We start from the raw sequence: 23,417 nt of genomic DNA on the forward strand, positions 1-23,417 counted from the left end.
TTGATTTTTAATTTGCTCAAAAAATTAAGGGGTCCAATTAATGAGTCAGCCAACTTAATAATTAAACCAAAATAAAACTGTTGCCCTCTTGATTCCTCTTTTAAAGTATCCGCTTTCCAATCGCTTTAATCTTTTTGCCAAATTCTTTCGAGTCACTTTTAAGGCACACAACAAAAATGGGGAAATCCAAATTTAAAGCGTTTGCTAATTTCTGTGCAGCGTTATCGGTACGAGTAAAGATACCCTTTGGTGAAAAGGCAATAATATAAACGGGTACAGACGTATCCAGCTTTAAGACTTTTTCGGCTAACCAGACTGAGCCAACATTTTTCTGAGACTTTAATCGCTTCTTCAGATGAGCGAAAAATCAAGGGGTCGTACTTCTTGAAAAACAAATCCCATTAATCTATCTCACCAGTTAGCCTATAACTCGTACTCCGTCCACCGCCTGGGTTTTGTATAAAGAGTTGTCGCGTAACTAAATCCTGAATATCGCGTAATGCCGTGTCGTTTGAGCACTTAGCTAACTTGGCATATTTAGAGGTATTCATGTGTCCCTGAAAATCATCTTCAAGCATACGATTGATAATACGGCGCTGTCGTTCATTAACCGGGTTTTGGTTAACTCTATCCCATAATCTAGCTTTGAATAACACATTACTTAGCGTTTCATCTGCATTGGTAATAGCCCGGCCCAAACAATCTAAAAACCAGCTTAGCCATTCTGTGATATCCGGTGTTGCTCGTTGTTGTTTTTCGAGATGTGCGTAGTACTGTTTTCGCTCACTCTCAATTTGATTAGACAGACTATAAAACCGCTCGGGCATCTTATCTGCTCTTGCCAATGCCATATCGGCAATCGCCCTGGCAATCCTGCCATTTCCATCTTCAAAAGGGTGAATAGTGACAAACCAGAGATGAGCAATGCCGGCTTTGATAACAGGGTCGATAGCAGATTTACTCTCAAACCACTTTATAAACGTGCTCATTTCTGCATTCACTTTGTCAGCGGCTGGCGCTTCAAAATGAATCTTTTCTCTTCCGATTGGACCTGAAACGACTTGCATAGGGTCATTCTCAACTAAGCGCCAATCGCCCACAGTGATGTGGTGCATACCACTTCTCCCTGTAGGGAAAAGTGCTGCATGCCAATCAAACAAACGTGCTTTTGTTAAAGGTTTGGAAAAAAATTGTGTCGCATCCAGCATCATTTCCACGATACCTTCAACATCACGACTAGCTGGAATCAAACCGCCAATATCCATACCCAAGCGACGAGCAATGGAGGAACGTACTTCCTCAGGATTTAGTGTATGGCCTTCAATGGCGGAAGATTTCACCACATCATTAGTTAATGTTCTTAAGCTGGCTTCTCTTCTCAAGTCAAAACCGATCGCTTCCATTCTGCCAAGTAAACGGCCCTGCTGATGACGAATATCAGCCAGCTTGGCAGCTAGGGCGTCTGCATTCCACGAAAAGTCAGGCCAGTTGTTGTGTTGGTATATCCACATATTAATCACCGCAAATTATGCAGTGATAATAGTCTTTATTCACCGCAAGAACAAGCTTATTCACTGCATTTAATGCGGTGATTAACCATTTTATTCACCGCAAGCAGTTAGTTTTTTGCCAGTGGTGGTTTATAAATAGGATTGGCAAGAAGCAATTGCCTGAAACCCAATAAAGTCAGAGTGATTGATTTTATTTTCGCTGCTATTTCACCAACAGCAATCAATTATTTAGCGTCAAATACAACGCTTGTCGCGACACATTTCCTACCTTCTATCGTTACATGAACTGTTGCCTCTTTATTCATATATGCAGGCCCTTTCATGTGTGAAGCAAGAGGTGGGGCTATCGTCAGCGTCTTGTCACAACGTTCAAACAGACTTTTCTGTGTGATATCCCCTGCGTTTAGCTGACGCATAATCATGCTTGAAGAATGCAATCGAGCAACAAGGACTTTTATCGTGCCTTCAAATTGATAGGCATTATCCTCAGTTGCTTTGCTCTGGCTTGCCTGTTCTCGCTCGTTTTTGCTTGCCAGTACTTTATAGTCAGTAAATTTGCACCATCTGGCAGAACCACCACTGCTGGTGAGTTTAACTAGTTGACCATTTAATAACTTTAGCTTCGAGCCTGCGTGTTGCTCAAAAAATAACTTAGCCTCTTTGGCTGAAAAATTCTTATCAAGAAAATAGGCTCGGCAGTTTGCTGTCCCCGCGTCTTCCTTCTTGAGAAAAGTCAATTGAATAGGTAAGGGGCGTTTCACATCAAAAACACCTAAACTCAGAGGCTGATCGACTTTAAATTGATAACTCTGCTCAGCAACGAGTTCATGAGCAGCCCATGTTTTTTCATCCTTAAGGATCCCCTCAACATCTCCTATGCTTTCTCTAGAAAGAGTTGGTTTTGTACCTCCTGCAAAGGCAGAAAAACTGAGAAGAACTGACACAAAAAAGAACATCATCTTGAACATCTATTACTCCATGTATATTGGTTGTGGCTTAGGTAAGCAAATTTAAGTTGCTTAGATTGGATTATCTTTCTCGGCTTAATTTGTGGCTGGATAACAGCCGTTTTTATGAGAGCGGCTTGTTTGATCAATTGGGAAGTGGATACTTTCTGAGTAGAGGCCATGATTATGGCAAGGTATCCGTTCCGAATGGTGGTTGATTCCTTTTTGTAAACAACTCACTACTTTCTAGTAGCTGTAAGAAGTTGTTTATCTTGGTTAAATATTCCATAGTTTGTAACGCTAAGCAACGTTCAATTGTGATCAGCGTTATATTAAGGTCTCATAGACCATATATTATCGTTCGGTCTTTACGTAAAAATGACAGCTATCTTTTTACAGTGAATGTATGAATTTGTGGTCAGTGATCGTTCTTAAATCACTTTTTTGACGATTTAATTCTTATGTCCAATTGCAGTAAAACTTGCCCTGAATGAAGTAATGCCTTTTGTATGACAGATAAATAGATATTCGCTCATTAAAGGCCCTTGGGCATCAAAATAAAAAAGGCCAAACAAATCGAATTGTTTGGCCTTTTTTGATTGATAAAAACGACTTTCTTAGTGTGATTTCATGCGTTCAATCGTGGTGGTGAGTACACGTTTGATTTTATCGGTTGCCCCGGTAAATGCTTGTTTAACAGAGGCCGCGTCATGGGTGACCACATTAGGTTGATGACCTTCTATGCGAGCTTCAATCAGGCAGCGAATATCATCGGCTCCGCCTCGGTTTTCACTGTTTTGATCGCTTAGGTGGACTTCGATACGAGTGACGTGCTCGTCGAAGCGTTTAAGAGCGTGTTGTAATTCCTCACGAATCGAATCAGTGAGCGTATCGTCACCTGGAATATGACGATCGGTATTTACCTGAATTTGCATGTTATCTCCTTGAAAGGTGAATAAACCGCTTTTTATGACAATGTGAATTATTAAAGAATTCCATGGTCATTTTTTATATGGCGTTCATATTGACCTATTTCAAGCAATCCCCTTTAACCCAAAGCAAGTCATGGGTAAGGGCAATATTGTTAGACTCAAATATTTATTCTTCCAAAATCTAGTTAAGTTATCGCTTTCACTCAAAGGAGGACACGATGCAGCACCTTTATAAGTACAGCGCCGCGATCAGTATCATGGCCATCAGTCTCACTGGCTGTGGTGATACCTCAAAAATTGCTTCACAAGCTGATGTCGGGCCAGATCCCGTCCTGGTCGCGCCAGAATCATCGCTTATTCCTACATTAAATATTGCCCCCGCAGAAGGGTGGCCGATTGATGAAAAACCCACTGTTGCTGAAGGGCTGACGGTGAACCGGTTTGCTGTGGATTTAGATCATCCTCGCTGGTTGTATATCTTACCCAACGGCGATGTATTGGTGGCTGAATCAAATGCACCGAAGAGTGAAAGCTCAGATTGGAGCTTTAAATCCTGGATTAAAGGCATGGTATTAGAAGATGCAGGTGCAGCCGTTCCAAGTGCTGATCGCATCACCCTTCTCCGTGATGAAGATAACGATGGCGTCGCTGAAACACGGCATGTCTTTTTAGAGAATCTGCATTCACCCTTTGGTATGGAACTCATCGGCAATGATTTTTATGTCGCCAATGCTGATGAGATTGTGCGATTTCCCTATGAAGAAGGACAAACTCAAATCACGGCTAAACCAGAGCATGTGACAGATTTACCGGGTGGTCCCATTAACCATCACTGGACCAAAAATATTATTGCCAATGAAGATGGCACCAAGCTGTATGCCACCGTGGGTTCCAACAGTAATATTGGTGAAAACGGCATGGAAGCAGAAGAAAACCGTGCCGCTATTTTAGAAGTGGATTTGCAAACAGGTGAGAAACGCTTATTTGCCTCCGGTTTACGTAATCCAAATGGACTCGACTGGCAGCCGCAGACCGGTGAACTGTGGACAACGGTCAACGAGCGTGACGAAATTGGCAGTGATCTGGTGCCGGACTATATGACCTCCGTTAAAGAGGGTGCTTTCTATGGCTGGCCTTATAGTTATTACGGACAACACGTGGATTCTAGAGTGCAACCGCAACGGCCTGAGTTAGTAGAAAAAGCCATCAAACCCGATTATGCATTGGGCGCACATACGGCCTCATTGGGCTTGACGTTTTATGAAGCGGATTTACTGGCTGACAAATATCAGAATGGCGCATTTGTTGGACAACATGGCTCCTGGAACAGAAAACCGTTAAGTGGCTATAAAGTCATTTTTGTGCCATTTAAAAATGGTAAACCTGATGGCCTGCCTCAAGAAATCTTGACGGGATTTGTTAATGAAGATGGTGACGCAAGAGGACGTCCGGTCGGTGTCGTCGTAGATAAAATGGGCGGCCTATTGGTAGCCGATGATGTCGGTAATACCATCTGGCGAGTTAGTCCAGAATAGTCGTTAAGACACATTCAGCAGTCTGAAAGAGCAGATTTAGCAGCATCATATTGATGCTGCTAAATGCTTTTTGTGTGCGACAAAAAAATGACCAAGCATGAGGGTTACCCCTAAAAAAGTATCTTTTGAGACGCCCAGTGATCGATGAATCATCGTTCTCTCGATTCAATCGCTCAGCGATTTTTTTGAAACGTTAGGAAAATACGGCTATGGTCGATGTGTACTCAAGAAAAGTGGCGTTTTTAGACACAAACCCACTATCAACCAATAGCCTCTTCAATAAAGAAGTGAATACAAAATAAGCCATGCCGATAGGATGCTATAACAGTGAATATTATGCCTTTGTTTATTATATTTTTTGCCCTTACTCTGTCTCTATCAGCCTGTGATGGACAAGGCGAGGACAAGAAAAACGAAGGTGCAGCAAAACAGGGCGCGAAGAGTCAGCAAGCTGTAGATGTCGGGTTCATTGAGATTAAGCCCATACCCGTTAATCGTAGTGATGAGCTACCCGGACGCGTGGTGTCCTATCAGGTTGCTGAAATCCGGCCACAAGTTAGTGGCATCATTCAGTCGCGATTATTTAAAGAAGGGTCATTCGTAGAAGAGGGGCAGCAACTTTATCAGATAGATCCTGCTCGTTATGAAGCAGACTATAAAATGGCCATGGCTAATTTGCAGGATGCCAAAGCACGTGAGAAAAACGCAGAACTGCTTGTAAACCGATATAAGTTGCTCATCCCATCCAATGCCGTGAGTCATCGAGAGTATGACGATGCACTTGCCAGTCATGAACAGGCAAAAGCGGCTGTCAGCCTGGCGGAAGCGGAAGTGAAAAATGCAAAAATCAACTTAGATTACACGCGCGTTTATGCCCCAATAAGCGGCTATATCAGTCCATCAAGCATTACAAAAGGCGCGCTTGTGACATCGCAACAAGAAATGCCGCTGGCCACGGTGCGCCAACTTAATCCCGTCTACGTTGATTTGTCACAATCTGTAGAAGAAGTACGTAATTTGCAAGAACGTCTCTCGGCCTTACGACTCAATAAAGCCTCAAAAGCCGAGTACGAAGTCTCACTTTATATTGGTAACTCAAAACAACTTTATCCATACAAAGGCACGCTAGATGCCACGGATTTCTCTGTTGGTATGCAGACGGGCGCAATACGCTTGCGATCTGTGTTCGAAAATCCAAATACGATTCTTTTGCCAGGCATGTTTGTCTGGGCCTCCGTTGAGGAGCTTGGGCGTACTAAAGCGATCGTGATTCCACAAAAGAGCGTCATCATTGGTGCTGAGGGTAAAAAGAGTGTGTGGTTAATTGATGCTGACAATAAAGCGAGCAAGCATCCGATTGAAATTGGGACGGCTTATGGCAACAACTGGATTGTGCTCAATGGCCTCGAAACTGGCGATCGTCTGATTGTAGAAGGAACGATGATGCTTCGGCCCGGTGCCACTGTGAAGCCTCAACAAATGGAAGCCGAGTTGAGTGACATAAGTCCTGATATAGCGCCTGATTCATCCGAAAACGCCTCATCCTCAGCGACGAATGAACATACTCCATCAGACAAAGCGGCTCAGAAAGAGCCTCAGCAGAACATGAGCGAGGATCGCTAGACATGCTCTCACGCTTTTTTATAGACCGCCCTATCTTCACTTGGGTGATTGCCTTTTTCATCATCGGCTTTGGTTTGTTCTCGCTCTTTGAGTTGCCAGTTGAACAATATCCCAGCATCGTACCGCCGAAAGTGTCCATCTCCGCTACCTATCCTGGTGCATCGGCTGAAACACTTGAAAACACAGTAACACAGGTGATTGAGCAAAACCTGACAGGTATCGATAACCTTCGTTATATTCAGTCGCAAAGCTCTTCCTCTGGCCGAGCCACCATTACACTGACTTTTGAGCCTGGCACCGACACCGATATCGCTCAGGTACAAACTCAAAATAAAGTCTCACAGTCCTTATCTTCCTTGCCAACGATTGTTCAGCAGTTGGGCGTGCCTGTTGAAAAAGCAGGCAATAGTAACGCGTTGATTATTGGGTTTTACGCCAAAGACGGTTCAATGGACCGGAATTATATCTCTGACTTTTTGGTATCCAATATTGAAGAACCGCTAAGTCGTGTTGATGGTGTCGGAAAAATTCAAACCTTTGGTGCCGAACATGCCATGCGGATCTGGCTCGACCCGCGGAGTATGAATAATTTTAATATCACGGCATCAGATGTGATTAATGCTATTCAAGAACAAAATGTGCAACTGGCGACAGGTGAGATAGGCGGCACGCCACAGGCAAAAGAACAGCAGATTAATGCCACCATTACCGTGCAGTCTCTGCTTTCTACACCAGCCGAGTTTGAGTCCATTTTATTAACAGTGCTTGAAGATGGCTCGCAGGTCACTTTGGGAGATGTCGCTCGGGTCGAAATAGGGGCTGAAGACTACAATATTATTGGTCGTTGGAATCGACAACCGGCATCGGGTATCGCCATTGAACTGGCTTCCGGAGCCAATGTGCTGACGACCATTGAGAATGTCAAAGAGCGCGTTAAAGACTTCGAGAGCATCATTCCGCCTGGCCTTGAAGTGGTGTATCCCATCGATGTATCAACATTTATTAAGTCGTCTATTTTTAATGTGGTGATGACCCTCTTCATGGCCATCGGTTTGGTCATTCTGGTCATTTTCATTTTCTTACAAAATATCCGAGCAACATTTATTCCGGCAATTGCTATTCCTATTGTGTTGCTTGGCACATTTGGGGTGATATTGACGCTCGGTTATTCAATCAATGTACTCACCCTGTTTGCTCTTGTGCTTGCCATCGGCATGTTGGTGGATGATGCGATAGTCGTCACCGAAAATGTGGAGACAAAATTAGAGCAAGATCCGGATCGCGATCCTAAAGAAGCCACTCGTGCCGCAATGAAGGAAATTTCTGGCGCGCTTGTTGGCACCACGGTGGTTATCTGGGCAGTATTTTTACCGATGAGTTTTTTTGAGGGCTCGGTCGGGGTGATTTATCGTCAATTTTCCATCACGATTTCTGTCGCCATGGCGATATCACTGTTTATCGCCTTAACCTTATCCCCCTCTCTTTGTGGCGAGATTTTGAAATCAAGAAAAAGCCAAAAAGAGAAAGGATTCTTTGGTTTATTTAATCGTGGCTTTACGAATCTTCGCCATGGCCATAAAACACTGCTGGACGGTCTGCTTGAAAATAAAGTTGTCTTACCGGCTGTGTTTCTTATCCTCATCGTGATCACCGCCATCACGCTCATGCGTATTCCCTCATCGTTTCTCCCGGATGAAGATCAGGGCCGTATATTTACTTTATTGACCGGACCACCCAGCTCTTCACTGGTGCAAACCGTCGAAAAGGTGAAGAAAATAGAAGATTTCTATCTGGATGATGCGGGTGATGCGGTTGACGGCCTTTTTACTGCTGCCGGTTTTAGCTTTTCAGGTCAGGGGCAAAATGTCGGGCTCGCCTTTGTCAAAATGAAGAACTGGGATGAACGCGGTGAAGAAAATAATGTATTCAACATTAAGGACCGGGCAGCACAGACTTTGTCACAAGTTCGTGACGCTATGATCTTTCCTATCGTCCCCCCGGCCATTAGTGCGTTGGGTAATTCCGGTGGCTTTGAGTTTCAGCTTGTTAACCGTACCGGCCTTGATCATCAACAGCTCGTCGATGCCACCAATCAGTTTTTAGCGCTCGCCAATCAGAGTCCGCTTTTAACCCAGGTCCGTTTTAATGGCTTAAATGACAGTCCGCAATACGATCTCAAGATCGATCACATTAAAACACGTGCACTCGGTGTTCCATTAAACACGGTCAACCAGACACTAAGCTCTGCATTAGGCGGCACTTACGTTAATGATTTTTTAGAAAATGGACGTATAAAACGCGTTTATGTTCAAGCTGATATCCCCTTCCGTATGCTGCCCGAAGATATCGATGACTGGTTCGTTCGCAATAATAATGGCGATATGGTGCAATTGGTAGAAATTGCCTCGGGTGAATGGACTTATGGTTCGCCCAAATTGACACGTTTTAATGGTGCTGCTTCAAGAGAAATACAAGGCTCGACAACACCCGGTGTGAGTTCAGGCGACGCATTACAGGAAGTATTAAAACTGGCAGAAAAACTGCCTGAAGGACTGGATGTGGCCTGGACAGGTTTGTCTTATGAAGAAAAACAGGCGGGAACGAATACCCTTTTTCTTTATATCGTGTCGGCATTAGCCGTGTTTTTCATCCTCGCAGCACTTTATGAAAGCTGGGCTATTCCCGTCGCTATTATGCTAACCGTACCACTGGGCATTTTTGGAGCTGTCGTCGCAACCTGGCTCACAGGACAAGCGAATGATGTGTATTTTCAGGTTGGTCTGTTAATTACGATAGGCCTTGCTGCTAAAAATGCGATTTTGATTGTTGAGTTTGCAAAAAATAATTTCGAAGAAGGCCAAACGGCTTTTGATGCCGCTTATTCAGCAGCACAGCAGCGTTTTAGACCTATTTTAATGACCTCGCTCACTTTTATTCTCGGTGTACTGCCATTAGCATTCGCATCCGGGCCAGGGTCAGGCGCACAAAACGCTATTTCTGTCAGCGTGCTTGGTGGCATATTTACGACGACACTCTTTGTCGTTTTCTTTGCACCGTTCCTCTTTATTTGGGTCTATCGTCTTTTTAAAAAGGAAGTTGTGAAAGAGCATCAGACTTCAAATCAGGATGAGAAAAATGCATAGGGCCTGTTCTGAACAGATATGTTGAGATTCATCTTATTGACTAAAAATAGCCGTGCAGAAGTCAGTCGAAGTATGTTTTATGTCACTTTGTTGTTAGCTATACCGCAAACTAAGGAAAGATCGGTGCTTTTTGCTGTCTTATCGTTTTAAGATAGCTATCATTAATCAGTGAATATCTCGGGAGCCTTTTTCAACGATGAGAAAAAAGTCTAGCTCACTTACTCTATTGCTCACACTGATATCCGGTGCGCTGGCTTATACCGGCTTAAGTCAAGCAGATGAATCCGTCAATAATGGTCCGGATTGTGAGAATGTCAGTGTCGATTATCTGGATGATCCCTCGCTGACCCGGGCTGAAAAGCTGGCGCGCATGGAGCAAGCGCTGAGTGATTCTCTGCATCGCTTTGAATTATGCAATATGGCCATCTCTGCTAATTCATCATCAACCAATAATGGCAATGGATCTGACTCTGGTTCAGGTACTGACGGTGGTGGCGATTCAGGAAACGGTAACGCAACAGGCGGTGCCAGTGGCATGGAGTCTGTTGCCAGTGACACTATGCAGGGCACAGAACAAGCCCCCTCAACCGATACAACGGCTGCCACCGCAGCAAATTCACAAGAATCTACAGAATCAGGTTCAGGTGACATCTCCGCCTCAGGTAATATCGCTAAGAATGGTAAGATTCCGGAAGATATTCCGCCCGCGGATAATGATGATGCGATCGCAGCACAAATTCGTGTCGCCGCTGAAGCTGAAACCGATCCAGAGATACGCAAAAAACTCTGGGATGAATACAGAAAATATAAGGGTATGAACGTTGAACATTGATCGTTTTAGAAAGCCATCCAAGTTTCTTGTCTACCTGCTGGTGATGCTGCATGTGCTCACGGGGTGTGCCACTACATCCGGCTCAGGTGTGGATGTTGGACCACGTTCGTCTTCCAGTTTTAGTGAAGATATGTCAAAAACAGCCTACACCGGCCCGAAAATGGATGTGGTGATTCCTGTTTTCTCGCCGGGCCTTTCTGGCAAGGCAGCCAATTATGAAGAAGAAGGTGTATGGCCGGAACTGCGTCGAGCAGAAGCCAACCGTTTTGCCTATAAACTCAAAAAAGCCTTAGATGATACTGGCAAGTTCGGCGCTGTCAGGGTCACGCCAGATAAAACCGCTTCTGGTGATTTATATGTATTAGGCAGTATTGTTGAGTCAAACGGTCTGGAAGTAGAATTTGATATGCAAGTGGTTGATGCCAGCGGCAAAGAGTGGCTGGACGACAATATCGATTACGAAGTGGGCGATGGTTTTTATAAAAACCCCAGAAATACCGATAAAGACCCGTATGATCCCGCGTTTAATCAAGCAGCAAACGATATTGTTAAAGCCTTACTAAAACAAAAACCATCAGATTTAAGCACGGTAAAACATATTGCCGACTTACGCTTTGGCGCCAGCTTTAACGATAAAGCCTTTGATGACTATCTCGACACCAGCTCCACCCCTATCAAATTAACGGGTTTACCTAGCGAGTCCGACCCACTCTATGAACGTGTGAAAGCGATTCGCGTTAAAGAACAGTTATTTGTGGATAATCTACAACCTAACTATGCCGCTTTTTCACAAAAAATGAATGACAGTTATCTGACTTGGCAAAAAGCCAGCGCGACAGAACTAAAACTGCAGCAGGAAGCACAGAATAAAAGCCTGATGAAAATTGTGGGTGGTGCATTATTGATCGCTGCTGCTGTCGCGGTGGGTTCTAATGGCAGTCGTTATGACAATAATTTAGGCCGAGATATGGTCACCATCGCTGGCGGTGTTGGCGGTGCAGTATTAATTACTAGTGGTATTACCTCTCGGGGAGAGGCCAAGTTTCATCAAGATGCTATAAACGAACTGGGCCAATCGCTGGATTTGGAAATGTCGCCTCAGGTGATTGAGTTTGAAAACCAAAGCACCAAACTGACCGGTAATATGGAGCAGCAGTTCCAACAATGGCGCGCCTTCATGGCTCGCATGTATGAGCTTGAATCGACACCCGATAAAGCGCTTTAATATTCGTCATGATCAACGAAGAAATACGCAGAGCCAAGCAGGCGAAACAACAGCGCCTGCTCATTGGCATCATTATTGTTCTTTCGCTCATTGTTGTGACGGGACTCGTGCTATTCAGCCTCAATAACGTTCGATTTAACAGCAACCCTTCTGCTGAAGAGCCAACACCAGACACACAAGCCACACCACAAAAAATCGAAGAACCTAAAAACGAAGAAGATATCGCCGCATTACGCCAAGCCTATCTGGATGCCTTTTCTCACTATGAAAATACCTTAAAACCGCAACTGGAGAAAATTGATATCGACAGCTGGGATAAGACGCTGGCCGAGACCTTAAAAAGCCAGGAACAAACTGCTGTGGATACCTTCGGTGCTGGTCAATATGCCAAAGCCAAGCAAGCGATCGATACGCTAACGCAAACCGCCGAGAAGACACTGACTGACAGTGAGGCTGCTTTTGAACAAGCCATGCAGAAAGCACAAGCGGCGTATGACAATTATGATTATCAACCAGCCCGTCTGGCGATAGATGATGCACTTATTCACAAAGCTGATTCAACAGATGCCAAGGCGCTAGAACAGAAAATAGAAAAGATCCCACAGATTGTAGAGCTGAATGAAGCGACTCGTGTTGCCAGAAATGAAAATAATCCAAGTAAAGAGCTATCTCTGATTGAGGATTTACTGAAAATCGAGCCGGATCGGGAAGAGATGAAACAGCGGGCTAATGTTCTGCGTACGCAACTGGCCGAGTCACGGTATAACCAGGCCATATCTCAAGCCTATAAAGCGATTGAGCAACGGCAAGCTGGAAGCGCCAGACAAGCCCTGAAACAAGCACAACAAATTTATCCCAATCGTCCTGAAAATAAAGAAGTCAGCGCAGCACTGGCAACACTGGAATCACAGCTTCGCTTTGAAGAACATGTTGCCGCTGCTGATAAGGCACAAAATGCCGATAACTGGGAAGTCACTAAACAGGAATTAAGTGCCGCCTTAAAAGAACGCCCAGCCAATAAAGACCTGATTGATCGTTTAAATCAGGCCAAACGGATTGTGGAAATCGACCAAAATATTGAGGGCTTATTACAAAATCCTTATCGTCTTAACAATCCCGCAGTCAAAGCCACGGCTGATATCAATGTCATCCAAGCAGAATCTTTTAGTGCTCAAAGCCCGTCTCTGGCAAAAGCAGCTCAACAGTTGAAGTCCACCATCAATGCCGTGAATACTCCGGTGAATGTGAATGTCATTTCCGATGGAAAAACCTTTGTCTCTGTGAGGGGTGTGGGTAAAGTCGGTGAAACTACCGGCAAAACGATTCAGCTCAAACCCGGCATCTACTCCTTTGAAGGCAAGCGTGAAGGGTATCGCTCCAAGTTGATTGAAGTGACCATTCCGCTTAACCGTAGCGATGTCCAGGTCACCGTGATTGCAGATGAGCGAATTTAAACAGGCAATTGAGGCTGCAAAACGCCAACAACGCCGAATGCTGTTGTGGCTGGGTTTGGGTTTTATTGTGGTCGCCTGTTTTGTTGCTGCAGCGTTAATCGCTTCCCGAGCTACACCAATTCAGGTGCTGCCTGAAACTATCAACCAGGATGCCCAGATTAATGTCAGTCGTGGCCTTGCCCTGATAATTGATCATCATTTATACAGCCTGTCAGATTCAGCGGAAGTAGAAGCCTCAGCGCCAGGTTATCAAACGGCCAAACAGCGTATTTCAGAATCCAGCTTTGGCAAAGTGACACAAATCACGCTTGAGCCGCTGCCAGCCCAAGTCGTTTTGAAAACCTCTCTCGAAGATAATAAAACCAGTTGGTACATCGACAAGAAGCTCACCGCCATCAGCAATACCCTTGAGACATCATTGGAACGAGGTGATTACAGCATCACAGCCAGTCACCCTTACTTTGAGCCTATTAGTGAAAATTACGCACTGAAACCGGGTGATGTCGTTGAAAAGACCTTGAGTATGACGCCCATCTCGGGTGAGTTATCGCTAAGCACTCAGCCAGCGGGGGCAGCAGTGAGCATAGATGGAGAAGAAGTCGGACAAACGCCTATGTCGACATCACTGCTCGGCGGACGATATTCATTGCAAATCCACAAAGCAGGTTTTGAGACCATCTCGGATGCTATCGATATCACACAAACAGCTAAACAGGTCAGCAGACAGTATCGACTGCAAGCAGAACGCGCCCGAGTGAACCTCAGCGTATCGCCTGTGGGTGGCACCTTAACAGTGAATGGTATTGATACGCCTGTTGCTGATGTCATCAAAATCGAGGCCAATCAGGACGCCGTATTGAAGTATAAAAAATCCGGCTATTTTTCACAGTCACAACGCGTCAATCTTAAGCAAGGTGAAAGCACTGACCTTAATTTCGAGCTGAAAAAAGAAATGGGCAAAGTCGTGATTGAGTCGACGCCTCAAGCGTCAGTCACGATTAATGGCAAAGCCATCGGACAAACACCCTTAAACTTAACGCTGGATGCCTTGCCACAGACGATTCGTTTCGATTTGGCAGGCTATCGCTCTGAGACTCGCACCATCACGCCTACAGCAAAATCCACCAGCAGTGTCTCGGTGAATTTACTAACTGAGAAACAAGCTCGTCTGCAAGAAGCGCCGAGAAGCTATAAAACCTATGCCGGTGATGAAATGCAGTTATTCACAGCCAATGACACCATCATCATGGGTGCAGAGCGCAGTGAAGCCGGGCAACGAGCCAATGAGTTTATCCGTAAAGTCACAATTAACCGACCGTTTTATGCGGGTGTGCACGAAGTCAGCAATCAATCGTATGCACAGTTTGATAAAAGCCATAGCGGTGGCCCCAACTTGCCCGCCACCTCTGTCGGCTGGCTAGAGGCAGTACGTTATGCCAACTGGTTAAGTCAGGCAGAAGATTTAACGCCAGTGTATAAAATCAACGGCAATTCCGTTACTCACATTAACGATCAAGCCGATGGTTATCGTTTGTTGACCGAGGCTGAGTGGGAATGGTTAGCCCGAAAAGCAGGCCGGTCTGCTCAAACAGTCTTCGTTTGGGGCTATGACAAAACGATACCACCTAAAGCCGCCAATATTGCTGATGAGTCTGCAAAAGGATCGGTGACGCATTATGTACCGCGCTATAACGATGGTTATGCAGGTGTGGCGCCAGTAAAGTCGATGAAACGAGAGTTATCAGGCCTGTTTGATATGGGCGGTAACGTCAGTGAATGGACACATGACAGCTACTCACTTACTGTACCCAAACAAGGGCGTACTTATTCACAAACACTGGATACTACACTCGTTGATGAGCATGTCGTTAAAGGTGCTAATTGGCGCTCAGGCACACTCACAGAATTAAGAGCGTCATACCGCGATGGCGCAAGCCAGCCCAGAGATGATATCGGTTTCCGACTGGGTCGCTTTGTTTACGGAGGTCAATAATATGGCACAACTTAAAAAATGGCTGCTGATAGCGTTATCCGTTGTGGTCTTTGTCCTGGCAATCACCATGGTGAAAAATGTCTATGCCGGCAAACCCATTATTAGCCTGAACTCCCCTGTTTCCTTTCCTGTGGATATTTAAACCATGAAAGATATGCTGAAAAGTTTCGCGGCATTGCTGATTTCTATCGTTGTCGTGCATTTGTTTTACATTGGTTATGTTCGACCTGAAGCAGCACAGCTGATTGAGTTTGCTGTGAGTCAGGGACAAACCGCACCCCGCGATATAGCCGTTATCATCAAAGACTACGAGCAGGAAATCTGTTTTATTCTGATGCTATGGGGCTGTTATCTGATTCTCAGTGCTTATCGTAATATTCTCAAAACCAAGTATTTATTTAGTGTGGATCTGATTAAAGACGCCGATTCACAAGCAGATACTGATGCAAAACATAATCTGGATGTGAATGCGATTATTGATCGCTTGGACACTGAAATTCCCGCCGACTGCATGCAATCACCATTGGTGCGAACATTACGCTCTTCTCTATGGCGCTATAGCTCTACCAATAATGTGCAGAACCTGTCGGATGCCATTGAAAGTAACCTGGAAGCCTTGGCTGTTAAACAGGACTCTGAAAACACCATGATCCGTTATCTGATCTGGGCGATTCCATCGATTGGGTTTATCGGTACTGTTCGAGGGATTGGGCAGGCTTTATCACAAGCTGATCAGGCGTTGGCAGGTGATATTTCGGGTATGACAGACAGCTTGGGCATCGCTTTTAACTCAACACTGGTGGCCTTGTTGATCAGCATCTTTTTAATGTTTTTATTCCACCAACTGCAACGCCTGCAAGACAGTCAGATCGTCGATACGCAGGACTATTGTGATAAGTACTTACTTCGTCGCATTCGGTGATTTTCATTGGCGCGTAAAAACCGACAAGCTGAAGGACTCAACCTCGCCTTTCTGGATATTATGTCGTGCGGGCTGGGTGCAGTGATTCTGGTTTTTATGCTGGTGAAACAAAATATCGAGTCCTCACCTTCTGAAACAGAGAACCTGAAAAAAGATATCAGCAGCCTGGAACAAGCTCGCGATGAAGCTCAAAAAGGGCTGGATGAACTCAGCGCCCAGCTGAAAAAAGAAAACATTGATTTATCCGCGTTAAGCCAGAGTCTGCAACAGCAACGCGCTGCTCTCGACAACAAAAACAGTGAAGTGCAGACCGCCGAATCCAATCTCAACCAGCTTAAGAAAAGTATTACGGAGATAAAAGTCCCCAAAAAAGAAGATCTGGTCGAAACACAGCAGGTGAATGAAGAGAATTATCTGCTCGGTCTGAAAATGGAAGGCCGAAAGATCGCTGTATTGGTAGATGTCAGCGCTTCTATGACCAATGAAAAATTGCTCGACATCATCAGAACCAAAAGCAGTTCTGACCAGACAAAAATCTCAGCCGCCAAATGGCAACGCACCAAGCGCGTGGTCGCTTGGCTTTTAGCACGAGCACCGAAGAACAGCCAGATTGCTGTTGTTGCATTTAGTGAGCAAGCCAATCAATTGGGGGGCACAGGCTGGATGTCAGCCAGTAGCACTAGCGTATCCAGTATTATGAGCAGTTTGAATCAAGTGGTGCCAACCGGTGCCACCAATCTGCAGCAAGGCCTAGTCACCGTCAATAAGCTATCCCCTACCGATATTTATGTGATTACCGATGGTTTACCCACCAAGGGCAATTCAAACTATAAAAGCCTGAATCCGTTTTCTGGCTGTAGCTCCTTAACCAGTAATGCCAAAACCATTTCGGGTGAATGTAGAAAACGGCTGTTCCGACAAACCATCAACGAAAGTGGTCTGACCCAAGCGAAGAAGAATGTGATCTTGCTGCCACTGGAAGGGGATCCTAAAGCGGCGTATGAATACTGGGCCTGGGCGTCCAGCTCGGATGGTTTATTAATCAGCCCGGCGAGTAACTGGCCATGAAACGTCGCGATAAAGGCATAGACATTTTCAGCCTGTCGTTTCTGGACATTATTTCCTGTGGCTTTGGTGCAGTAGTGATGTTGATTCTGATCTCCAAAACCGATGTCGATGTGGCTCCTACTGCTGGCACAGAAGATGTCAGTGCCATGCTCTCGCAGCTGGTGACCTTACAAAATTCGGTCAGTCAGATTCAGCAGGAAATGAACCAAAAACTCGACGCGCTTTCCTCCTTATCAGAACAAAAACAATCGGCCGCCGCCGCATCAAAAGCCTTGCAGCAGCAATTAAATGCCTTAAATAAAAAGCAGGCAGCCACCGCTGAGAGCATCGCCGGATTGGGTCTGGTAGAAGAGCGTTTAAAACAAGCTTCGTTAAGCACACCACAAAAACCCAATAAAACCCGTGATGAAGATGTGGGCGGTATTCCTGTTGATAGCGATTATGTGGTGTTTATCGTTGATACCTCAGGCAGTATGAAAAACATCTGGGGTAGAGTGTCTCAGGAAATTGTGAATGTATTGAATATTCATCCACAAGTGAAAGGCTTTCAAATCCTCAATGATATGGGGCAATCCATGATTTCCGGCTACGATGGTCAATGGATGCCAGACACACCCAACAGACGCAAAAGCGTTATCGACTTATTTAAAAGATGGAATGCGGTCTCCAATTCCAGCCCCGTAGAAGGCTTAAACACTGCTTTAAGAAAATATGCCAAAGCCAATATTACCACCTCGATTTATGTGTTTGGTGATGATTACACTGGTTCCAGTTACGACCCGGTCATTGATGCCATTACCCAGCAAAATAAAAAGCTGCCATCCGGCAGACGGCTCGCCAAAATCCACGCTATTGGTTTTATCTCACCCGGCACCACAGATCGTTTCAGTGTACTTATGCGTGAAATGACCAAAGAAAATGATGGGACGTTTATTGCCCTGCCTCGTTGATGAATTGAATTAAAGCAATCAACGCTTTGTAGGCTGGTTTGAAGAATGAAACCCAACGATATGACATTTTTTATGAGATCAGCTCTGTAGGTGGGTTGGAATTAGCCCTCCAAAAATATACTACTTTTCACTTCAAACGCTGCCGCTGGGGCGTTCATTTATTTTGTTTGCCCAAAATAAACGAACCAAACAAAAGGGCACCAGAAATTGCCTTTGATCCAAAAATTAAACTTGGCTGATGGCGTGGTCGAAAACTCGCTACGCTCAAACACTCGACCACTTCTTCCATCAACCAAGCCTAATTCTTGGCGGCAATAGACGGGAGAAAAAGAGAGACTTTTCATATCCCCGTTTGTGCTGACGAGTAGCGGAGGTTTGTCTGGGTAACGGCTGGTTAGTGTTTGAGCGTTAGCGAGTTTTAACCAGACGCCAGACAAAGTGAGCAACGCAGTGGAGCCGCAGGCCAGCACTGTGGGGTGCCCTAGGGTTGTTAGGGAAATGGGCAAGCATTTCCCTGACTCGCCATTAAGGCGAAACTAGGAATTCCAAAAACTAGAACTTAAGATGAAGAACGAAATCCAATTAAATGAACGCCCCAGCGGCAACATGTGAAGTAGATAATTATCCAGTAGATTGAATTTAAACATGACCCCAGACAAGCGTTCCTTGAACAAACTTATTGCCTAATGTTTATCCAATCGTTGGGTTTCGCAGGACTCTACCCAATCTACTGAATTCACTCTGATGTTATGCTGAGAAATATCGACGTTCAGTTAAAATTAGTAATGCCAGAAAAACAAGGAAAAAATATGACGGAACATCATGGCTCATGTTTATGTGGCAAAGTCAGCTTTGAAATTAAAGGTGACTTCGAACACTTTTATCTCTGCCATTGCAGTCATTGCCGAAAAGATACGGGCTCGGCACATGCGTCCAATCTATTTTCTCAATCCGCCAAACTTATCTGGTTGTCTGGAGAAGAAAACATCCGAACTTACACCTTACCAGGCACCCGTCATACCAAAAGTTTTTGTCAGCACTGTGGCTCGGCTTTACCTCATACACAGATGAATGGCCGTTTATTAGTAGTGCCTGCCGGCTGTTTAGACAGCAGCTTAACTATTCAAGCTGACGCCCATATTTTTATGAACAGTAAAGCAGAATGGGACCAGACCTCAGATTCATTACCTCAATTCGGACAGGGACCGAGTTAATCATCTCTAGCTTGGATTGAAACATGAGCCTCACATCCTGGTGGAGCAAATTAAGTTGTGCACGAGTCATTATCTCTAATCAATCCGACTCTATGAGGTGATGATGAAACCCCACATATTTTCTCTTGCTGTTGCAGGCCTGTTATTTTCAACAATGGTGAATGCGGAAGAGCAGAACTATCAACAATGTCTCTTTAATCCAGCCAATGAAGTAGTAGCGGAACAGGCAGGGCAATCCACAGCGGTATTTTGTGCATCACGTCATTTTGATACCGCGCCAACCGCATTTCAGGCGCAGGTACTCAATCAGGATATCGAAGGATTTAAACAACGTGATCCAAAATTCAAAGCATTTTATGATGGCATTCGTCAGCATGGTTCAAACGATATTTATACGGATCGGCAGATCATTTTAATGTTCATCGATAAACGTGAAGTGAATAAGGATTAAAGCCTCTTCCTCTTATTTACTTATCGTAATTGTTTCGCTATATCAGCGGCCAGCTTATCCAGATTTTTTGCTAAAGCACGAACCAAAACAGGATAACCTTCTGCTGGTAAAGCTTGCGTCAGGCTGAAACGTTGAGTGGTGACCGTTTCACCTTGTTTATTAAGCAATTGCCATTGTCCACTGGTGACGGCTTGACCATCAAAACGGCCCTGAAACTGATCAAACTCTACTTGAAGCTGATAGCTGCTTTGCTTAGCAAACGACGGCAAATTAACGATTCGATAATCTGACTGCGCCGCTTGTAGTCGATCACGTAAACCACGACTCAACTGTGCAGCCAGTGACTCAGCCCATTGATGATATTGGGCAGAATGAACCGTGATGTCATCCAGTTGCAGTACCACACCATTTTTACTGAGAAAATCAGCCAGAATGATTGGTCGGATAAAAACGGTTTTATCCGAACGGATGTTATCTGTAGGCGTATCGATGACAGGTAAGGTATAGAAAGTTGACTGTGTTACTGGCTGGCCCGCACAGGCAGTCAACAAAATAAAAAACAGTCCAATAAAAAATCGTTTCACAACACTCTCCTGCATCTACGGTTGAGCAGCAGGAGGTTGTGGATCCGCCTGCTCAGTACGATTGAAAATCAGTGCGTTGGGTTGTTCATTTAAAGTACGCACCAAGGGTTGTATGTCCTTAATCAGACCTTCCAGGCTTTTTATACTCTGAGATAAATTCTGATACGCCGGTGCTTCTGGCGAGAGGCCTTTTAACGTTTCTCTGAGCTCAGCGAGCGTCTGATTGACATTATCCGGTATCGTTTGCGTCTGGGGATTATTCACAAACTGATCGATGCTGCTGGCTAAAGTCTGTACTTCCTGCAACAAGGCTTGTGATGTTTTCAAGTTAGCATTCACTCCGTCCAATACAGGCTGTACTTCTAGTCCATTTAATTTATCGAGCAGGTTGGATATTTTCATCTCCATCTGTGCCAGCTGCGATGACTTGGTAGGAATCACTTGTCGATCTTTAAACATGGCCACTTTAATCTCAGGCATACCCGGCGTTCTATCAATATTGATATCCACAAACATTGCGCCGGTGAGTAAATTGCCAGGTTTTAAGGTAGCCACTAAACCTCGCTCTATAAGCCTATCTACGCGTTGTTTCCACTCTTCGAGCAGACCATCATGGAAGTCACCGAGCCGCTGCGGCTCCAGGCGAATCAATACGGGAATCGCAAATCCATCCTTGCCATTACGCATTCGTGAGTTATATTCCCACGGGACACTTTCTACGGTACCAATACGTAATCCTCTGAATTCAACAGGTGCGCCTTCTGCCAGGCCTCGCACGGTATCTTTCACCATCAACACATATTCAATATATCGATCATAGCTGGCCTGCTGTGCTTCGGTCTGATTGGAATACAAGGCAAACTCATCTCCCGACGCTGCAGGCTCGTCATTTTCCACTTCCTGCAACACACCAAAACTGACACCACTGCTTAACAGTGTTTCCAGTGAGGCCAGATTGATATTAAAGCCTTTGGAGTCAAGACTGATATTCACACCAGACGAAGACCAGAACCGTGTGCTCTTGGTCACCAGTACATCATAAGGTGCTTCGATAAATAACTCATGATGCATATGCTGATTACCGGGTTTGAACTCTGACTTTTCAACACGGCCTACAATCTGTCCTTCATAACTGACCGGATCGCCTGGTTTTAAGGAGATGCCCAGAGGACTGTCGAGTTTGATATGAATACCATTACCGCTCAATGACACCGGCGGTTGATCAAGCACCTCAAATTCTCGCTGTTCCTGTTGCGACTGGCCTGGTTCAAGTTGAATATACGCACCGGATAATACGGTATTCAAACCACTGATACCTTCCCGGCCAATACGTGGTTTTACTACCCAGAAACGTGTGTCTTCTACCAAAGTCGAAGCAGCATCAGGGTTAATGCGGGCTTTGACTACTGCATACTGTAAATCTTCAGACAGAGTGACCGACTCAACATGGCCGATTTCCACATTACGTGTTTTGATGAGTGTTTTATTGGCAGCGATACCTTCGGCATCGTTCATGGTGAGATTAATCAGTGGCCCTGTACTCAGATAATCATCCACGACCAACCAGGCACCAATGAGGACCGCCACGATGGGAAGAATCCAGATTGGCGACCAACTAGACGCTTTCGTCGCACGGGCATTATCTAACTCTTCCGTGGTGTTGGTATTCGATACATCATCCGTCATACGCTGTTGTCCTGTGCAGGTCGTAACTCCATCTGTGGCTTATCCCATATCAGACGTGAATCAAAAGTGATGGCCGCCAACATCGTCAACACCACCACACTGGCAAAAGCGAGTGCAGCCGGTCCCGGTGTGACTGAAATTAAATCGCCAGCATGTATTAAAGCCACCAAAATCGCCACCACAAAGACATCCACCATGGACCAGCGACCGATAAACTCCGTTATCCGATACAATTTTAAACGTGCTAACTGGCTCAATTGATGTGCATTATTGACGGTTAAACACAGCCAGGACAACACGATTAATTTAGCGATAGGTACCAGAATACTGGCAATAAAAATGACCAGCGCAATCGGCCACGAACCGTGTTCAATCAAGTCAATCACACCAGCCATAATGGTACTGTTCTTTTCCTGACCAAAATTGGTGGTGGTCATTATCGGATAAACGTTTGCTGGTATATAGAAAATGGTGGCAGTTATCAGTAAGGCCAGGGTGCGTTGCAGACTTTTCGGTGCGCGTGCATGAAGAGGCTCGCCACAACGAACACAGTGATTATCACTGCCTTTATCCAGTGCATGAATCAAACCACAGGTGGGACAACCGGTCAGCCCTTGTTCCGCGGCTCCTTGTCCCGTATTCGTATGCGCCGGCGCACGTGGTTCGCCCGCAATTGCGAACCACATCCAGTCAGCATCGATAGAACGCGTGGTCATTAACAATAAGAAGGCAAACACCGCATAAGCCCAAAAGGCAATGCCAAGCTCAATATCGGCCATGCCTGCAATTTTAAACAGACTAACCAGGGCACCAATGATAAAGACATCTGCCATCATCCAACTGTCGAGATGTTTGAGCGTCCGGGCAATTTGACGATGTTTGATTTTAGGTTCTGAAAACAACAAGACCAGCTGTAACCAAATCACTGAAACAAGATACATGGCGGGCAAGATAATAATAGTCAATGCCACCACAATCGCCACAATAGGTTGTTCAAAACTCAGTAACATTGACGCAGTTTGTTCGATTTCAATACTGTGGCCAATGCCTTTAATTGAAAAACTAACAAAAGGGAAACTGACAGCGATGAATAAGGCGATAAAGGCACTGATAGCAATAGCCAAGCTACGCTGGGCCGGACGATAGTGGCGTCTGGCTAAAACATGGTGACAACGGGGACAGTGTGCGACCTCGCCGGGACGAAGCCGCGGTAAAGCAGACACCCAGTCGCATTCATGACACGCTCGCAGGCGGCGTTGTCCATTGATATTTTTATCAAGCTTCTGAAAAGAAACCGCTTGTTTCATGGCGTAATAACATCGCTTTAAATGACTGCGTTAATTGAAG

Annotated in this window: 20 protein-coding genes; 13 read left to right on the plus strand and 7 right to left on the minus strand. The window is 45.1% G+C overall.

Features of this window, described 5'->3' with window-relative positions; genetic code table 11:
* Positions 1-401: 401 nt before the first annotated feature.
* The 3 genes from B3V56_RS03040 to B3V56_RS03050 form a co-directional block, all read right to left on the minus strand.
* Positions 402-1,511 (minus strand): Fic family protein, encoded by a 1,110-nt coding sequence (locus B3V56_RS03040; protein ID WP_289282845.1) that lies wholly within the window; start codon positions 1,509-1,511, stop codon positions 402-404.
* 224 nt (positions 1,512-1,735) lie between these two features.
* Complete coding sequence (locus tag B3V56_RS03045) at positions 1,736-2,479, minus strand: hypothetical protein (protein ID WP_289282846.1); 744 nt, start codon at positions 2,477-2,479, stop codon at positions 1,736-1,738.
* A gap of 596 nt (positions 2,480-3,075) precedes the next feature.
* Positions 3,076-3,393, minus strand: a complete 318-nt coding sequence (locus B3V56_RS03050; protein WP_007144355.1) for an HPF/RaiA family ribosome-associated protein — start codon at positions 3,391-3,393, stop codon at positions 3,076-3,078.
* Positions 3,394-3,608: 215 nt separating this feature from the next.
* On the opposite strand from B3V56_RS03050, the gene B3V56_RS03055 reads away from it, so the two are divergent.
* The 11 genes from B3V56_RS03055 to B3V56_RS03105 all read left to right on the plus strand — a co-directional run bounded on the left by B3V56_RS03055 (position 3,609) and on the right by B3V56_RS03105 (position 18,135).
* On the plus strand, positions 3,609-4,925 hold the full coding sequence (locus B3V56_RS03055; RefSeq protein WP_289283960.1) for a PQQ-dependent sugar dehydrogenase: 1,317 nt from the start codon (positions 3,609-3,611) through the stop codon (positions 4,923-4,925).
* Between the two features lie 336 nt (positions 4,926-5,261).
* Complete coding sequence (locus B3V56_RS03060) at positions 5,262-6,548, plus strand: efflux RND transporter periplasmic adaptor subunit (RefSeq protein WP_289283961.1); 1,287 nt, start codon at positions 5,262-5,264, stop codon at positions 6,546-6,548.
* Positions 6,549-6,550: 2 nt separating this feature from the next.
* The gene (locus tag B3V56_RS03065) at positions 6,551-9,691 is read left to right on the plus strand and encodes an efflux RND transporter permease subunit (RefSeq protein ID WP_289283962.1); all 3,141 of its coding nucleotides are present in this window, start codon (positions 6,551-6,553) and stop codon (positions 9,689-9,691) included.
* Between the two features lie 196 nt (positions 9,692-9,887).
* On the plus strand, positions 9,888-10,523 hold the full coding sequence (locus B3V56_RS03070; protein ID WP_289282965.1) for a hypothetical protein: 636 nt from the start codon (positions 9,888-9,890) through the stop codon (positions 10,521-10,523).
* Positions 10,513-11,748 (plus strand): hypothetical protein, encoded by a 1,236-nt coding sequence (locus tag B3V56_RS03075; RefSeq protein WP_289282966.1) that lies wholly within the window; start codon positions 10,513-10,515, stop codon positions 11,746-11,748. Before B3V56_RS03070 ends, B3V56_RS03075 begins: the two co-directional genes overlap by 11 nt.
* An 8-nt stretch (positions 11,749-11,756) precedes the next feature.
* Positions 11,757-13,202 (plus strand): hypothetical protein, encoded by a 1,446-nt coding sequence (locus B3V56_RS03080; RefSeq protein ID WP_289282967.1) that lies wholly within the window; start codon positions 11,757-11,759, stop codon positions 13,200-13,202.
* Entirely contained in the window at positions 13,189-15,195 is a 2,007-nt protein-coding gene (locus B3V56_RS03085) for a PEGA domain-containing protein (protein WP_289282968.1), read from the plus strand. Before B3V56_RS03080 ends, B3V56_RS03085 begins: the two co-directional genes overlap by 14 nt.
* A gap of 1 nt (position 15,196) precedes the next feature.
* Positions 15,197-15,337, plus strand: a complete 141-nt coding sequence (locus B3V56_RS03090) for a hypothetical protein (protein WP_286305844.1) — start codon at positions 15,197-15,199, stop codon at positions 15,335-15,337.
* Between the two features lie 3 nt (positions 15,338-15,340).
* Positions 15,341-16,117 carry a MotA/TolQ/ExbB proton channel family protein gene (locus tag B3V56_RS03095; protein ID WP_286305845.1) on the plus strand — a complete coding sequence of 259 codons (777 nt, stop codon included), beginning with the start codon at positions 15,341-15,343 and terminating at the stop codon, positions 16,115-16,117.
* A gap of 6 nt (positions 16,118-16,123) precedes the next feature.
* The gene (locus B3V56_RS03100; RefSeq protein WP_289283963.1) at positions 16,124-17,185 is read left to right on the plus strand and encodes a VWA domain-containing protein; all 1,062 of its coding nucleotides are present in this window, start codon (positions 16,124-16,126) and stop codon (positions 17,183-17,185) included.
* A complete protein-coding gene (locus tag B3V56_RS03105; protein WP_289243680.1) occupies positions 17,182-18,135 on the plus strand; it encodes a hypothetical protein in 954 nt (317 codons plus the stop codon). Before B3V56_RS03100 ends, B3V56_RS03105 begins: the two co-directional genes overlap by 4 nt.
* 158 nt (positions 18,136-18,293) lie before the next feature.
* Here B3V56_RS03105 and B3V56_RS03110 read toward each other — a convergent pair whose 3' ends face one another.
* On the minus strand, positions 18,294-18,641 hold the full coding sequence (locus B3V56_RS03110) for a hypothetical protein (RefSeq protein ID WP_289283964.1): 348 nt from the start codon (positions 18,639-18,641) through the stop codon (positions 18,294-18,296).
* Positions 18,642-18,944: 303 nt separating this feature from the next.
* Between B3V56_RS03110 and B3V56_RS03115 the strand changes: the two genes are divergently transcribed.
* Both B3V56_RS03115 and B3V56_RS03120 read left to right on the plus strand, forming a co-directional pair.
* The gene (locus B3V56_RS03115; RefSeq protein ID WP_289283357.1) at positions 18,945-19,349 is read left to right on the plus strand and encodes a GFA family protein; all 405 of its coding nucleotides are present in this window, start codon (positions 18,945-18,947) and stop codon (positions 19,347-19,349) included.
* Positions 19,350-19,452: 103 nt separating this feature from the next.
* Positions 19,453-19,800: a hypothetical protein gene (locus tag B3V56_RS03120; RefSeq protein ID WP_289283356.1), complete on the plus strand. Its 348-nt coding sequence runs from the start codon at positions 19,453-19,455 to the stop codon at positions 19,798-19,800.
* A gap of 20 nt (positions 19,801-19,820) precedes the next feature.
* Here the strand turns inward: B3V56_RS03120 and B3V56_RS03125 are convergent, their stop codons facing one another.
* Genes B3V56_RS03125 through B3V56_RS03135 form a run of 3 tightly spaced genes read right to left on the minus strand, consistent with a single transcriptional unit; the run spans position 19,821 to position 23,377 of the window.
* On the minus strand, positions 19,821-20,384 hold the full coding sequence (locus B3V56_RS03125) for a PqiC family protein (protein ID WP_289283355.1): 564 nt from the start codon (positions 20,382-20,384) through the stop codon (positions 19,821-19,823).
* Between the two features lie 15 nt (positions 20,385-20,399).
* A complete protein-coding gene (pqiB, locus tag B3V56_RS03130; RefSeq protein WP_289283354.1) occupies positions 20,400-22,070 on the minus strand; it encodes an intermembrane transport protein PqiB in 1,671 nt (556 codons plus the stop codon).
* A complete protein-coding gene (locus B3V56_RS03135; protein WP_289283353.1) occupies positions 22,067-23,377 on the minus strand; it encodes a paraquat-inducible protein A in 1,311 nt (436 codons plus the stop codon). Before B3V56_RS03135 ends, pqiB begins: the two co-directional genes overlap by 4 nt.
* Positions 23,378-23,417 lie beyond the last annotated feature (40 nt).

Source organism: Methylophaga sp. UBA2513, from assembly GCF_002341285.1.
Classification (GTDB): domain Bacteria; phylum Pseudomonadota; class Gammaproteobacteria; order Nitrosococcales; family Methylophagaceae; genus Methylophaga; species Methylophaga marina.